This is a genomic window from Zunongwangia sp. SCSIO 43204, assembly GCF_019904275.1.
GTDB lineage: Bacteria > Bacteroidota > Bacteroidia > Flavobacteriales > Flavobacteriaceae > Zunongwangia > Zunongwangia mangrovi.
In genome coordinates this window covers 2,980,389-2,994,448 of the sequence record NZ_CP063204.1, presented here as the reverse complement: position 1 = coordinate 2,994,448, position 14,060 = coordinate 2,980,389, and the positions used below count along the sequence as shown (strand labels likewise).

Sequence of the window (14,060 nt, the reverse complement as noted above, 5' to 3'; positions counted from 1 at the left end):
TAAATTTTAGTAGCGTTTACGGCTTTTACGACCGCCTGTTCTTTTAGGATTATTGTTTTTGGTATATTTCTTTTTACCACGCATAAGATTAGATGAATCACTAAGATCTTCATCAGAGTTTTTAAGATTTAAAGCTCCGTCGCTTAATTCTCTTAAATGTTCAAAGATCACGTTATCATCTACCGTATCGCGATTCCAGTTAAGGAAAGATTTCTTCATGTGGTTAGCGATCGCTAAAACCAAAGCATCTTTAAACTCACCATCATCATACTTCTTAGCCTCGTCGATCATTCGCTTAATATTATTTCCGTAGAAACGATATTTTGGATGATTTTGAGGATAATTTAAAGGATCTGGACGCTCTTCTAATATTTCCCTACTTGGTTTAGGAAATGGAGATTCTACATCTAGTTTAAAATCACTAATTATAAATAATTGATCCCAAAGTTTATGCTGAAAATCTGGCACATCACGCAAATGCGGATTCATATTCCCCATCACCGCGATTATAGAATTAGCTACACGGTTTCGCTCTTCATCATCCTCAATACTTACAGCATGCTCTACCATTTTTTGTATATGCCTACCATATTCAGGAATTATCAACGTACTCCTCTCAGAGTTATATTCTAATGCGTTTGTCAAAAAAAATTGATTTAAATTAGGTAATATTAAATTGCAGAAGTTTATTCTGCCTGCAAAATAAGAAATATTAACTAATGTGTATAAAAGATCGCTGGTTTTTAATACAGAATTAAAAATTTAATCCCAAAAAACACCAATATCGGCTTATTATAGTGAAATAACGCCTTCTACCTTCTCTCCTACTTCTTTATATTTTTCGATTACGGCATCTGGGTTTTTCATCCTAACATTTACAGATACACTGGTATAGGTTCCTTTTTTAGATTTCTTGGTAGTGATCACAGCGCCCATATTATCAAAAATATCTTCTACGCTTTTAATCTTCTCTTCTTTTGAAGGAACAATAAATTTATATAGATATTCTGATGGCCACATTGCCGTATCCTGAAGCTGTGTTTTCAGTTTTGCGTAAAATTCGTCTGGATTATTAGATGCACTCATATTGTTTTTCTTCATCAAATTTAAAGGATACAAAGATACAAGCTTTATACCATTTTTATAATCAAAATCAAATGTCGAAATTTGCGGCGTGAAAGCAAAGAAAATTGTAATTACCGGTGGCCCCGGAACAGGAAAATCTTCGATTATTTTCGAACTAGAAAAACGTGGCTATACCTGCCTGCACGAAATTTCAAGACAGGTAACGCTAGATGCTCAAAAAGAAGGGATAGACCAGCTTTTTTTAGAACAACCATTGTTGTTTAGCGAAAAACTTTTAGAAGGCAGAGATGCCCAATTTATCGAAGCTGAAAAATCTAAAGAAAATATTATCTTTATAGATCGGGGCGTGCACGATGTGGTAGCCTATATGGATTATTTTGACACCAAATATGGCGAGCCGTTTATATCTACCTGTAAAGATCGAAAATACGATCAGGTTTTTATGCTGCCCCCATGGGAAGAGATTTACCAGAGTGACAACGAACGTTACGAAAGTTTTGCTGAAGCTGAAAAAATCTCGAAATACCTCTCTAACACTTATATCGATTACGGTTACAAACCTTTAATTGTGCCAACGGGTACAGTTGAAGAAAGAGCCGATTTTATTTTACAAAATATTGAGGTATAATATTGCGGGAAGCTGTACAAATACTAACTAAATACTGGGGACATAAAGAATTTAGACCTTTACAGTGGCCCATTATTGCTTCGGTTTTAGAAGGCGACAACGTATTGGCATTACTCCCAACCGGAGGTGGGAAGTCCGTTTGTTTTCAAGTGCCTGCTTTAATGCGCAGCGGCATTTGTATTGTGGTTTCTCCGCTTATCGCTTTAATGGAAGACCAGGTAAGTAATTTGCGGGCTAAAGGCATAAAAGCTATGGCCATTACCGGTGGCATTTCTTATACCGATCTTGATAAGAAACTGGACAACTGTATCTACGGAAATTATAAATTCTTATACCTCTCTCCCGAAAGACTTCAAATGGAATTGGTGCAGGAACGCATCAGACTAATGAATGTAAATCTAATCGCTGTAGATGAAGCACATTGCATCTCACAATGGGGGCACGACTTTAGACCAGCTTATAGAAATATATCCATTTTCGACGAATTAAAGCCAGAAATTCCGCTTATCGCTTTGACGGCAACTGCTACTCCGCCTGTTATCGAAGATATAAAAGAGCAGCTAAAATTGCCCAATCTTAAGTTGCATAAAAAATCGTTTTACAGGCCCAATATTGCCTATAATGTTATTTATGCTGAAGATAAATTCTATGAAGTTTCTAAGCTGCTAAAATCTATTGAAGAAACTGCCATTATTTATGTAAGAAGCCGAAATGCAACGACTGAAATTGCCCATTACCTGCAATCTCAGGATTATAAAGCTGAAGCTTTTCATGGTGGCATGAAACAAGCCGATAAAAAACGAAAACTGGAAGATTGGCTTCAGAATAAATTCAGGATCATGGTGGCGACTACTGCATTTGGGATGGGAATCGATAAACCAGATGTTAGGCATGTAATTCACTTAAATTTACCCGAGAACCTGGAAAGTTATTTTCAGGAAGCAGGCCGTGCCGGGCGGGATGGCAAATATGCCGAAGCTATCGTAATCACCAATAAAAGCGATATTCCGGTTTTAGAGAATCAATTTTTAGCAAAATTACCATCTATTCCAGAAATTAAAGAGGTCTACAAAAAAGTTCTCGCTTATTTTAGAATCGCTTATGGAGAAGGCGAACAGGAAGCTTTCAATTTTAATTTTAACCTGTTTTGCAAGCAATATAACTTCAATATTCATAAAGCTTACGCAGCATTGCAAATTTTAGAACGCTGTTCTATACTGAAGTTAAGCGAAGAATTTCATAAACGCACTTTGGTGAAATTCGAGGTTTTTCCGGGTACTTTAAATACCTATTTAAACAATCAAGCTGAAGTTTCAGAATTCACCAAAAGCATTTTAAGAACTTACGGTGGTATTTTTGAAAATCTTACCGCTATTAATTTGTCTTCTTTAGCTGAAAAATCTAATATTTCAGATGCTGAAGCATTGCGTATTCTTCAGAAATTAGAAAAAGATGAAATCGTTGAATTTGAATATGCGCAACACTATGCCTCGGTCACCTTTTTAGTACCGCGTGAAGATGAACGAACGCTAATTCCGCATACTAAATTCATCGAGCAATACCTTCAGAATAAAAAAGAAAAAATAGAACAGGTTTTAACCTATATTGATAAAAATGAAACCTGCCGAAGCAAGCAACTTTTAACTTATTTTGGCGAAAAAGAAATTGAAGACTGCGGAATTTGCTCGGTTTGTACAAAAAAGCAATCCGGAAAATTAACCCGAGATTTAATGAATATCATCTATTTTGAAATTATCAAACTATTAAAAACTGCAGATAAATCTTCTAGAGAACTGGTCGCACAATTACCTTTTGCTGAAGAGCATATTCTTGAGGTTTTGCGACTTTTAGTAGAAAAAAACCGAATAAAGAGAACACCAACCAATACCTACAAAGCACATTAAAATGAAAGATTTACGAATATTATTTATGGGAACGCCAGACTTTGCTGTAGAAGGTCTTGCGAAAATTCTAGAAGCCGGCTATAATGTTGTTGGTGTAGTTACCGCGCCAGATCGCCCGGCAGGTCGTGGTAGAAAATTAAACCAAAGCGCAATAAAAAAATTCGCTTTAACCAAAGGCCTGCCCATTTTACAGCCAACCAACTTAAAATCTGATGAATTTGAAGCTCAGCTTAAAGAATTAAACCCTAATCTTCAGGTTGTAGTTGCTTTTAGAATGTTACCAGAAAAAGTATGGAAGTTTCCTGAATACGGAACCTTTAACCTACATGCTTCAATATTGCCAGAATATCGCGGTGCTGCACCGATAAATTGGGCGGTGATTAATGGTGAAAAAACAACTGGGGCAACTACCTTTTTTATAGATGAGAAGATCGATACCGGGAATATAATTCAGTCTAAAGAAATCGAAATTGAAGCTACAGAAAACGTGGGATCTGTTCACGATCGCTTAATGAAACTTGGCGGGGAACTTATTGTAGATACCTTAAAACTTATTGAAAGTGGCGAGGTGAAAACTATTCCACAAAATAAGGAAGAAGATCCCAAACCCGCGCCAAAATTAACCCGTGAAAATACCAAAATCGACTGGACACAGAGTACCAGCACTATTTTCAATCTAATTCGTGGTTTAAATCCATATCCCGCCGCATGGTGTTTTTTGCAAAATGGGGACAAAATGAACGTTAAGGTTTTTGATAGTGAAATGATTTTAAAAGAGCACGTAGAAAAACCAGGAAAAATAAGTATTGAAAATCATCAAATTAAAGCCGCCACTAAAGACGGTTATGTTTTTATTAATGAAATTCAGCTTCCCGGAAAGCGAAAAATGAAAGTAAAAGATTTGCTAAACGGTTTAAGGCTAGAACATGATGCTTATATGCTCTAAGGCCTTGTAAATACTGAAATCATAAAAAATCAATAAATTTAAGCTCCAATTATTAACATTTTGCCAAAGTTATCAACAAACATCGCGTTTTCCCTTGCCATTACTTGCATAGGCGATAAATCCATATAAATTTGTAAGAGCAATTGAACAGAATGTTTAACCAACAATTATTTAAATTCAAATTATGAACAAAACAGATTTAATCGACGCAATGGCTGAGGACGCAGGTATTTCTAAAGCTGCGGCTAAAAAAGCATTAGAATCATTTTTAGGAGGAATCGAGTCATCTCTTAAAAAAGGAGACAGAGTTTCTCTAGTAGGATTTGGATCTTGGTCTGTGTCAAAAAGAGCAGCAAGAGAAGGAAGAAACCCACAAACTGGAAAAACTATCAAGATTGCTGCTAAAAATGTAGTGAAATTTAAAGCTGGTGCAGATTTACAAAAAGCTGTAAACTAATAATTATCACTATTTTAGTTAAAGTATTAAAGCTTTCCTACGAGGAAAGCTTTTTTTATGCATATTTTTTTAATATTTATTGTAGAGTTAAGAATAATTAGTTAGATTAGTTAAAAAGTATGCCTATGATTGCACTTAAACCCTCTAAAGGCCACCTTTTAATCGCAGAACCTTCAATCATTGGAGATATTTCCTTCAACAGGTCTGTTGTACTTTTGGCCGAACATTCTGAACGTGGCTCTGTAGGATTTATCTTAAATAAAGTTCTGGACTTCACACTTAAGGATTTAATTCCTGGATTAAACGTAGATTTCCAGATTTATAATGGAGGGCCCGTAGAACAGGACAATCTTTATTTTATTCATCGAATCCCAGATCTAATTCCGGATAGCGTAGAGATCGCAGACGGTATTTACTGGGGAGGAAATTTTGATGCCGTAACCACGCTCATTTCTCAAAATTTGATCGATAAGAACCAAATAAGATTTTTCCTTGGTTATTCTGGTTGGGATGCCGAACAATTGAATAGTGAATTAGATGCTAATTCCTGGATCGTTGTCACTAACGAAGACCAAAAAAATATTATTGAACGCCCTTACGATTCATTCTGGAAAGACCAGATGATGCAATTAGGCGGTGAATATGTTCTATGGTCTAACGCGCCAGAAAATCCTAGTTACAACTAGAAACACATTCTCTTTCCTAGCCTAACCACTAGCTTCTAACCTAATCTTGCCTTTGCATTTAATTTGGCAAGCAAGTCTTTAGCCACCACATTTTTAAATTCCTTTTTACGATATTTTGATATCGGCTGTATTCCTACGATTACATTTGTGATAAAAAGTTCATCAGCTTTTTGTAATTCAAATGGAGAAACAGAAGCCTCTTCAAAAGTATATTCCTGTAGCTTTTTAATAATATTGATTAATTGCTTACGGGTAATCCCATTTAAGGCACCATCGGTAAGCGGCGGAGTTTTAATTTTATTTCCTTTTACAACAAATAGGTTTCCATTTAAGGCTTCTACAACAGACTTTTTCTCGTTTACAAGTAAGCAGTTATCATAGTCGTTTTCCTTTGCGAAAATACCTCCTAAGACATTAACTGCCTTATTATTGGTCTTGATCGTAGAAAGTAAACCGGAGTTGATGTAGTGGTCTTTAAAAAGTTCAACTTCATAAAAGGCTTCACTTAACGTATAAAAGGGATCTTTGATTTCTGAAGTAAGAATAAAATATTCAATATCTCTTACCTCTGGAGTGTATAAACCTCCTTCTTTTCTAAAAACTGAAAATTTTACACGCGCCGGTTTATCCTGAAGATTATTTTCTTTAATAAGATCAATAATTTGTTCTTCCAAAAACTCCGGTGAGAACTCATGCGGAATTTCCATGCGCATAATACGCATAGATGCCATTAGTCTAAAATAATGGTCTTCCCAAAACATTGCTTTACCGTTAATTACTCGTATGGTTTCAAAAACTGAATCTCCATACGCATAACCACGATTGGTTATCGATAAATTTGCTTCGTTCTCCTGTAGTAAACTTCCGTTAAAATTGATCATAAAAAAGCCCCGATTAATAAGCGGGGCAAAGGTAAGTTTTAAATATCGAATATTAAACCGATCCCAATACCTGTTTTAAGTCTGAGATCATATTTTCCCAAAGCATTTTACCTTCTTCTACCTCATCACCATCTTCAGCAAAATCGGTAATCATTATAGAAACATCTTTGGTAATATCGTCTACCTGAATACGAATTTCAAAATAGTAAGGCGTACCTTCTTCTTCTGCCCATCTAAATTTTACACGTTCATCACTTTTTTTGCTTACAAGCTTTGCCTGCTCTTCGCTACCTTCCCAGATAAAAGTAAATAATTCTCCGCGTGAATTCACATTATCAGCATACCACTCACTTAATCCTGAGGGCGTTGAAATGTATTGATATAATAATGAAGGAGAAGCGTGAATTGGAAATTCCATTTCGTACTTTATCTTATCTTCCATTTTTTGATTTATTAGTTTTGAGCAATATATATATTAATTGGTAACATTAAAAGAAAACATTTTAAATATTTTCGAAAAAATTATTTGCGGCATTTGAAATTGTTATTATATTTGCACCCGCATTTGCAATACAGCGCGAATGCTTCCTTAAGGCAGTAATACTGCACAATACGGCGAGGTAGCTCAGTTGGTTAGAGCGTCGGATTCATAACCCGGAGGTCCCGAGTTCAAATCTCGGTCTCGCTACAGCAATAACAAGGCTTTCGAGAAATCGAAAGCCTTTCGTTTTTTAATGGGTACAGAATAGGTACAGAATTTTAAGTATTTCAAATAATTTAAAATGAATGACTTAGATTAGTTTCATTTGATGGTAATTGAAATCAAATTCTAAGATTTTTCGAGAATTGAATCGAGAAAATAACCTTCAAGTCATCTTCTAAGTTTAAACTAGTATCAGCTTTTTAGATAAAAAATTATAGTTGAAGAATATTAATTCACTTTCGTCTTGATTGATTTTGATAATACTTTTTTATTTACAACTATCTAAACTGTTTTTAGCACTCCGAAATTTGATCTTAAAGGTGTTCCATTGGTATCAACCCAAAGGACGTTCATCAGGATTGATAAAGCACTACAATTTTATATTCCGATTAGATTGGTGTAAAATTGTCTTTTTCATTACTTCAACCTCTTTTTTGATTTGAAGCTATATGATTAACAGCTTGGGCAATACCATCCGAATATTTTAGGTCACCTAAAATTGTATTCACTTTAATTTCTGTCCCTTTGGAAAGTTTGGAGAGTCTACTGGACACTACTGAATGTGAGGCTTTCTATAAGTATTTTCTACTATAAAAGATTTGTATTGGCGATCAATAGGTACTTATGCGTATGAAAGAATTGCTGCTATCAGGGTTCGGTACGGGTTCAGGAGAATTTATATCCTATTTAGCAGAAATGTTTTTTTTAGATAATGAACTATCAGTTGTTAGGATAGCTTAACTGCTAAATAATGTTCTTTTTTCATTTATTATGCAGCTTTTTTTCTTATTCTAAATATCAGTTTAGTATTTTTTCATTTCCTATCCCTTGATGCCTTCTTCTATAATTGTACAAATCAAATTAGGTGCCCAGTTGCAGGTATCCTACTCCAGATTTCGGTGGATTGAGGTAATTTTTTCATATTTCACACTTATCATTAGCCGCTCTATAAAACATCATCTATATCTCTTACTTTACCGTTCATAATGAGTTTGATTATTCTCTGAGAGCACGCTATTAGTTAAAATCTCTGAAATAAACTGACAGCCCTGATCCGTATTAAGAATTTCCGACTTCCAATTCAGAAGGATAGCTTCTTCCACGGTTTTTTTGCACCAATGGACATCCATAGTTTGATACAGACCAGTTCAACACGAAATGACTATAGAGCTCAATGATGGCTACCAGGTACATAAAGTCTTTTCGCATTTGAATGTAAGTGATGTCAATTGCCCGGACCTGATTGGGACGATCTATAGTGATGGTTCTCAATTAATAAGGATAAACCTTGTGTTCTATGTGACGGCTGGAAGTATGACCGGATTTAAAATTTAAAACCAATCACCTATATGCCAGTATTTTATATCTTAATTTAGAAAATAGGACATCAATTAAGACATCAATGAGAGCGCTTTACGCTTTCTATGTAACAAATGTAACTAAATGATTTTAAATTATACTCGAAGCTCGGCAGGATTTAAAGTTAGTGAAGAGATCGGAAATTATTTTACGCTTATAACGCATTAAATAATTAAGGGTGTATTATAACTGCCATTTAATATAGGGATAGATTTAAATATTTATATCTCCCCAACAATTTTTTATAATTGGATAACAATTTGGACAAAAAAACTATCAAAAGTGTTGATAACCGGAAATTAACTCCGATAAAAGTGTATTTTTATGGAGATATAACGAGTTAGCCACAAGCTGAAAAAATCCGAACTAAAAGCCACCACATATTTTTACACATTTGGTTTTTTCTTCCACATAAAGCCATTGCTTTAAAAACCAAAAGAGCAAAAATACGCCACCATAATTAAAAAATATTATTAAATTTGACCAAAATAGGTCAAATACAAATATACATACCTAAAAATGACAAATTTTGGAGAATTCATAAAGCAGCAGAGAGAAAAATTTGGTTGGACACAAACTGAATTTGGAGCTAAATTAGGCATCAACTCCAGTGCAATAAGTCGAATAGAAACTAATACTAAACAACTTAGTTTTCAGAAATTAGAGAAGTTATCTAAAATTTTTAGCATTGATTATAAAAAATTAAAAGAGTTATATTTCGCTAACAAATTTGCACAGGAAGCGATTAAATACGATTGTCCTAGTACTACATTTGTAGTAGCAGAAAAAACTTTAAGATATTTAAAATCTAAGAATATTAAGCAATTAAAAATTGACACCTTATGAATTATAAAGAAAACACAGATACTGTTTTGCCCGCTGAAGATTATCAATCAAAAATAAATTATTCTTCAAAAAAGAATATCTGCTCAGGTAATTTTAAGGTTTTATCCCTATTCTCTGGATGCGGAGGAATGGACTTGGGTTTAAGGGGAGATTTCATTTTCAGAGATAAATATTATCCCAAAAATCCTTTCTCAACAATATTAGCAAATGATATTGATCCAGCAGCAACATTCACTTACGAATCAAATGAAAAATATTTTGGAGATCATCAAATAATACAAGCTGATATAAGGGAAGTTCCGCATAAAATAATTCCAGATTTTGATTTTATGATTGCAGGATTTCCTTGCCAACCCTTTTCTAATGCGGGATTAAGAAAAGGAATAAACGATGAGAGAGGAAATCTTTTTGAAGAGTGTGAGAAAATATTGAAAGAAAAAGAACAATCTGAAAAAAAACCAATAGGTTTTATTTTTGAAAATGTTCGCGGAATAATGTCATCCAAAATGCCTGATGGAACAACTATTCCAGAAGAAATTGTAAAAAGAACTAAAAAATTAGGTTATAATACAGTTTATAAATTAGTTAAAGCTTCAAATTATGGAGTTCCTTCAGCAAGGTATAGGGTTATCATTGTAGGTCTTAAAGATGAGTATCAAAAATTTGACTTTGATTTATTGGACAAAGTAGTTGAGGAATTTGATATCCCAAATGAAAATAATAATAAGTATGATCTTATGTTAGGCTCTATATTATCTGATATTAAAAAGGATACTCCACAATCAAAAGATTTTTGGAAATATTCTCCGTCAGGGCAATATATGGTTGATAAAATTGGTCCTTGTTATGGTAATAAAAAAACATTAAACCTTTTCAAATCAAAAACACCAATTGAAGAATTACCCGAAAAAATTCATAAAGGACGTTCTTGGAAAAATATGAATAGAGAAGATATGTCAGAAAGATTTCGAAAAATACACGATAATCCAAAAAAATATCGTTCTCCAAATTTTTATCGTAGGTTTTCTTTAACCGAAATAAACGGCACAATTACCGCATCAGCTCAACCTGAAGCTTGTGGGATAACTCATCCTTTAGAAAACAGAAGATATACAATAAGGGAAATTGCAAGAATACAATCTTTTCCCGATGATTTTATATTTCCTTACAGGACAATTGCAAATGCGTATAAGGTAATCGGAAATGCAGTTCCACCGATATTAGGTTGGGTTATATCTAGAGCTATTTCAAAACACCTTAAAGAAAACGAATGATAAATCATAACAAAGCTTACATTCTCGGATTATTCGTTGGAGGTGGAAGACTAGACAAGAATACATTTCTTATTGAATTACCATTTGCTAAGTGGGGAATGGATCCTAAAAAAATGGGGAATATAGCCGTTGATATATTACAAAGAATAGCTAGTTTATTTCAAAATGAATATTCTGTTAAAGTAACTTATGAAATTGGAAACAAGAAATGGTTTATAAAACCAATCGAAGATGAAGGGTTTAATAATATTCAATCCGATCTTACGACTTTAAAACTTCCCAAAATAGGTTTCTTATTAAATAATGCAGATTTAGAAGAAAGTAAAAATTTATTGAAAGGAATTAATGCAGAAAACTTTTTATCAGGTATTTTCGATGCTAGACTTAGCTTATCAAAATCTCATCGTCGCTTTGATGATAAAGCCCCTGTTGTCTCTTTAGAAATTCCGGGAAGCACAAAAAATTTTAAATTTGTTGTCCAACTCTGTTCTTGGTTAACTGAAATGGGTAGTGTGACGGATCAAATTTTATATAATCATCCTAATCAACATTCATCTTCTGATCCAACTTATAAAGGGTGGAAAAAAGGATTTAAAATTCGATTCCTTATTAGGTCTTTTTTAGCGAATCACTCATTTGCATTACAAGCTAAATCTATAGATGCAAAATTAATTGAAAAAAATCAAACAAAATTTGAACAGGAAGAATGTCCGTTTAGAAAAATCAGACAACCAAGTCCAGTATCTGTTCATAACGAAATAGATTCAAGTAACTTGCCTGAAGAGGTTAGAAATAAGCTCTATTTTCATTATTTTCATTTTTGTGCAACTTTAGGTTGTAAGTTTGCGCCTAATAAAGAAGTCAAAAAGGTAGTCCGAAATAAGAACAGTTTGATTTCTTTTTTTCCACGATTAAGTAAAGGATCTATTGAAGAAATACAAAAACAATATGAATCGATTTCAAACGAATACTTTAACAATTACCAAATAGAAAATCTACAACTTTCGGTAAAATCTTTGTTAAGTGACAATAGAACTTTTATATCTTATTATGGATTGAAACAAGGTTTAGCATTTCTTTTAGCAGATGAACTCAATGGTAAGCGACATAAAGGACCAATGGCTAAAATTATTGAATCAAATATGCCTACTGAATTAGAAGTTACAAGATATTATGGAACAGAAAACGAGCCAGTTTTAATTAAGAATAATTCTAATGACCGGGCTGTAATTTGTTCCAATATCTCTAGTCCAAAAAACCAAAAACTTATTCAACAAAATACACAAACTTCAAATTTAGAAGTCAAGATTATATGAAGGAAATAGATTTTTACGAAGAGTTTTCAGAAAAATTCATTAAATACTTAAGAGGTTATATAGAATCAAACATAGAAATAGCATATAGTGTAAATAAATCTCTTGATTTAATGATCAAGGAAGTTAGCACCAAACTTAACACAGAAATTAGCTTTGAAAACGAATATATTCCTAAATTAAAATTAGATATTTTATTTGCAATAAGGAAAGAGAACAAAACCCATCTTATACTATTTGAAGTGAAATATTTGCGACAACTTTCATTAAAGGACTATTCTCAACTAAGTGGATATTTACAGGTGGCAAAAAATATAAATACAGGTATTCTCCTTCTTGTCGTAAAAGGAAGTTCTCCTAATAAATTATCAAATGACTTTAACGAAATTATAAAATTAAAAAAACTTCCAATGGATTGGGTTCAGACTATAAACGATAAACAATATCCATACAAAACAGGGATAATTTCATTTCAACCAGGCAATGGAATAAATTGGATTGACTCAAAAGTAATAAATGGAATTTCAAATTTTGAAGAATTAGCTTCAATAATAAAAAAAGCCACCGCTTAAAGCCATACACATTTACAATTCGCAAAAGCCAGCGCTACGCCAAAAATTGCAAAAGAGTATGTCTTGCCAACGCTGAATTCAAAACCAGTATTAAAATTTCGAAATATCAAATGAAACGTAAAAAGCCTGTGGCTAACACCGTATAACAACAATTGCGGCTTTGTGTCCTGCGGACACAACCGCGCAAGCATAAAAGTCAGTAATTTCAGCTATCTTAGTTTCTAATCAATCCGCAACTGATTGTTATACAAGACCGTTATGCACAAGGCGAAAACAAAAACCCGGATTCAATAACTCAACGCAACAAATCATATCCTTAGATTTGTTCAAATGAAGACCAAAAAATACAAACGATTATCCTTCAAAGAAAGAGTTATTATCCAGACACTGATCGATGAAGATAAAACGAAAGCCTTTATCGCCAAAAAGCTCAACAGAGCCAGATCTACCATATCCAGAGAAATCAATAAGCTTGTCGTTAATAAAGATGATAAATACGATGCGACATTAGCCAATTGGTTAGCGAAAGACGACTATCTCAACAAAAGAAACCTTGATAAAATCAATACCCATATAAAACTTAAGTTCTTTGTTTATAAAGGATTATTACAAGGTTGGTCCCCAGATCAGATTGCTGGCAGACTCAAAGATAAATACCCAAACGATCCGGTGATGTCCATTTCTTATGAAGCTATCTATATGCATATTTATAGACATAGACAGGCCAGTTTAAACAAAAAGCTAATCAAACTACTACCCTATCAAAAATCACAACGCAGAAGAGCTCATGCAAAGACCAAAAGAGGTTCGAAAATAAAAGATGTCATTAACATCAAAGACCGACCTAAACACATTGAAAATAGACTAGAGATAGGACATTGGGAAGGTGATCTAGTTATCGGTAAAGGACAAAAAAGTGCCATAGGAACTATCGTTGAAAGAAAATCAAGATTCGTATGTATCATAAAGCTAAAAGACAGAAAATCAGCAACAGTAACAAAGCAGTTTGCTAAAGTATTACAGGGCTTTAATCAACATTTAATTAAAACAATGACCTACGATAACGGGAATGAAATGGCTAAGCATAAAGACTTTACCAAAAAAACAGGGATCAAAGTTTATTTTGCAGATCCATATGCTTCATGGCAAAGAGGTACCAACGAAAATACCAATGGACTTATCAGAAGATACTTCCCTAAACGAACTGATTTTAATAAAGTTACAGCTAAACAACTTAAGCATGTTCAGGATAAACTCAACAACAGACCTCGAAAAATCATTAACTATAAAACTCCCAATGAGATTTTTAAACAAAATGCCGCATAAATTTTAAGATTTATACTAAATTGTACGAAACCAAAAATAGCAACAGTTGTTGCGTTAGAACCTTGAATGCGCCAAAAAC

At 33.5% G+C, this 14,060-nt stretch carries 15 protein-coding genes and 1 tRNA gene; 12 read left to right on the top strand and 4 right to left on the bottom strand.

Annotation, left to right across the window (positions count from 1 at the left end):
* Positions 1-6 precede the first annotated feature (6 nt).
* Complete coding sequence (locus tag INR75_RS13400; protein WP_223089166.1) at positions 7-645, bottom strand: DUF4290 domain-containing protein; 639 nt, start codon at positions 643-645, stop codon at positions 7-9.
* Between the two features lie 147 nt (positions 646-792).
* The gene (locus INR75_RS13395; protein ID WP_223091932.1) at positions 793-1,086 is read right to left on the bottom strand and encodes a DUF493 family protein; all 294 of its coding nucleotides are present in this window, start codon (positions 1,084-1,086) and stop codon (positions 793-795) included.
* A gap of 88 nt (positions 1,087-1,174) precedes the next feature.
* On the opposite strand from INR75_RS13395, the gene INR75_RS13390 reads away from it, so the two are divergent.
* The 5 genes from INR75_RS13390 (at position 1,175) to INR75_RS13370 (ending at position 5,707) form a co-directional block, all read left to right on the top strand.
* Positions 1,175-1,714, top strand: a complete 540-nt coding sequence (locus INR75_RS13390) for an AAA family ATPase (RefSeq protein ID WP_092543706.1) — start codon at positions 1,175-1,177, stop codon at positions 1,712-1,714.
* Between the two features lie 2 nt (positions 1,715-1,716).
* Positions 1,717-3,618 carry an ATP-dependent DNA helicase RecQ gene (locus INR75_RS13385; RefSeq protein ID WP_223089165.1) on the top strand — a complete coding sequence of 634 codons (1,902 nt, stop codon included), beginning with the start codon at positions 1,717-1,719 and terminating at the stop codon, positions 3,616-3,618.
* A gap of 1 nt (position 3,619) precedes the next feature.
* The gene (gene fmt / locus INR75_RS13380; RefSeq protein WP_223089164.1) at positions 3,620-4,564 is read left to right on the top strand and encodes a methionyl-tRNA formyltransferase; all 945 of its coding nucleotides are present in this window, start codon (positions 3,620-3,622) and stop codon (positions 4,562-4,564) included.
* Between the two features lie 184 nt (positions 4,565-4,748).
* The gene (locus tag INR75_RS13375; protein ID WP_084842084.1) at positions 4,749-5,021 is read left to right on the top strand and encodes an HU family DNA-binding protein; all 273 of its coding nucleotides are present in this window, start codon (positions 4,749-4,751) and stop codon (positions 5,019-5,021) included.
* Positions 5,022-5,146: 125 nt separating this feature from the next.
* Positions 5,147-5,707 carry a YqgE/AlgH family protein gene (locus tag INR75_RS13370; protein ID WP_223089163.1) on the top strand — a complete coding sequence of 187 codons (561 nt, stop codon included), beginning with the start codon at positions 5,147-5,149 and terminating at the stop codon, positions 5,705-5,707.
* A 35-nt stretch (positions 5,708-5,742) separates the two neighbouring features.
* Here INR75_RS13370 and INR75_RS13365 read toward each other — a convergent pair whose 3' ends face one another.
* Together INR75_RS13365 and INR75_RS13360 are read right to left on the bottom strand one after the other, a co-directional pair.
* Positions 5,743-6,588 carry an aminotransferase class IV gene (locus tag INR75_RS13365; RefSeq protein WP_223089162.1) on the bottom strand — a complete coding sequence of 282 codons (846 nt, stop codon included), beginning with the start codon at positions 6,586-6,588 and terminating at the stop codon, positions 5,743-5,745.
* Positions 6,589-6,640: 52 nt separating this feature from the next.
* Positions 6,641-7,030: an START-like domain-containing protein gene (locus INR75_RS13360; protein ID WP_223089161.1), complete on the bottom strand. Its 390-nt coding sequence runs from the start codon at positions 7,028-7,030 to the stop codon at positions 6,641-6,643.
* 172 nt (positions 7,031-7,202) lie between these two features.
* On the opposite strand from INR75_RS13360, the gene INR75_RS13355 reads away from it, so the two are divergent.
* The 7 genes from INR75_RS13355 (at position 7,203) to INR75_RS13325 (ending at position 13,981) form a co-directional block, all read left to right on the top strand.
* Positions 7,203-7,276, top strand: a tRNA-Met gene (locus INR75_RS13355).
* 1,173 nt (positions 7,277-8,449) lie between these two features.
* Entirely contained in the window at positions 8,450-8,626 is a 177-nt protein-coding gene (locus INR75_RS13350; protein ID WP_223089160.1) for a hypothetical protein, read from the top strand.
* A gap of 543 nt (positions 8,627-9,169) precedes the next feature.
* A complete protein-coding gene (locus INR75_RS13345) occupies positions 9,170-9,496 on the top strand; it encodes a helix-turn-helix domain-containing protein (protein ID WP_223089159.1) in 327 nt (108 codons plus the stop codon).
* Positions 9,493-10,770, top strand: coding sequence for a DNA cytosine methyltransferase (locus tag INR75_RS13340; protein WP_223089158.1), 1,278 nt, complete (start codon positions 9,493-9,495; stop codon positions 10,768-10,770). Before INR75_RS13345 ends, INR75_RS13340 begins: the two co-directional genes overlap by 4 nt.
* Positions 10,767-12,086 (top strand): hypothetical protein, encoded by a 1,320-nt coding sequence (locus INR75_RS13335; protein WP_223089157.1) that lies wholly within the window; start codon positions 10,767-10,769, stop codon positions 12,084-12,086. The genes INR75_RS13340 and INR75_RS13335 overlap by 4 nt, the downstream gene beginning before the upstream one ends.
* Positions 12,083-12,655, top strand: a complete 573-nt coding sequence (locus INR75_RS13330) for a hypothetical protein (protein WP_223089156.1) — start codon at positions 12,083-12,085, stop codon at positions 12,653-12,655. The genes INR75_RS13335 and INR75_RS13330 overlap by 4 nt, the downstream gene beginning before the upstream one ends.
* Before the next feature lie 330 nt (positions 12,656-12,985).
* Complete coding sequence (locus tag INR75_RS13325; RefSeq protein ID WP_223089155.1) at positions 12,986-13,981, top strand: IS30 family transposase; 996 nt, start codon at positions 12,986-12,988, stop codon at positions 13,979-13,981.
* The last annotated feature ends 79 nt before the right edge of the window (positions 13,982-14,060 follow it).

Excerpts from the sequence above, each read along its gene's own strand:
- INR75_RS13395 (WP_223091932.1), bottom strand. The coding sequence starts at position 1,086 with ATGAGTGCATCTAATAATCCAGACGAATTTTACGCAAAACTGAAAACA.
- fmt (WP_223089164.1), top strand. The coding sequence starts at position 3,620 with ATGAAAGATTTACGAATATTATTTATGGGAACGCCAGACTTTGCTGTA.
- INR75_RS13375 (WP_084842084.1), top strand. The coding sequence starts at position 4,749 with ATGAACAAAACAGATTTAATCGACGCAATGGCTGAGGACGCAGGTATT.
- INR75_RS13370 (WP_223089163.1), top strand. The coding sequence starts at position 5,147 with ATGATTGCACTTAAACCCTCTAAAGGCCACCTTTTAATCGCAGAACCT.
- INR75_RS13365 (WP_223089162.1), bottom strand. The coding sequence starts at position 6,588 with ATGATCAATTTTAACGGAAGTTTACTACAGGAGAACGAAGCAAATTTA.
- INR75_RS13360 (WP_223089161.1), bottom strand. The coding sequence starts at position 7,030 with ATGGAAGATAAGATAAAGTACGAAATGGAATTTCCAATTCACGCTTCT.
- INR75_RS13350 (WP_223089160.1), top strand. The coding sequence starts at position 8,450 with ATGACTATAGAGCTCAATGATGGCTACCAGGTACATAAAGTCTTTTCG.
- INR75_RS13345 (WP_223089159.1), top strand. The coding sequence starts at position 9,170 with ATGACAAATTTTGGAGAATTCATAAAGCAGCAGAGAGAAAAATTTGGT.
- INR75_RS13340 (WP_223089158.1), top strand. The coding sequence starts at position 9,493 with ATGAATTATAAAGAAAACACAGATACTGTTTTGCCCGCTGAAGATTAT.
- INR75_RS13335 (WP_223089157.1), top strand. The coding sequence starts at position 10,767 with ATGATAAATCATAACAAAGCTTACATTCTCGGATTATTCGTTGGAGGT.
- INR75_RS13330 (WP_223089156.1), top strand. The coding sequence starts at position 12,083 with ATGAAGGAAATAGATTTTTACGAAGAGTTTTCAGAAAAATTCATTAAA.
- INR75_RS13325 (WP_223089155.1), top strand. The coding sequence starts at position 12,986 with ATGAAGACCAAAAAATACAAACGATTATCCTTCAAAGAAAGAGTTATT.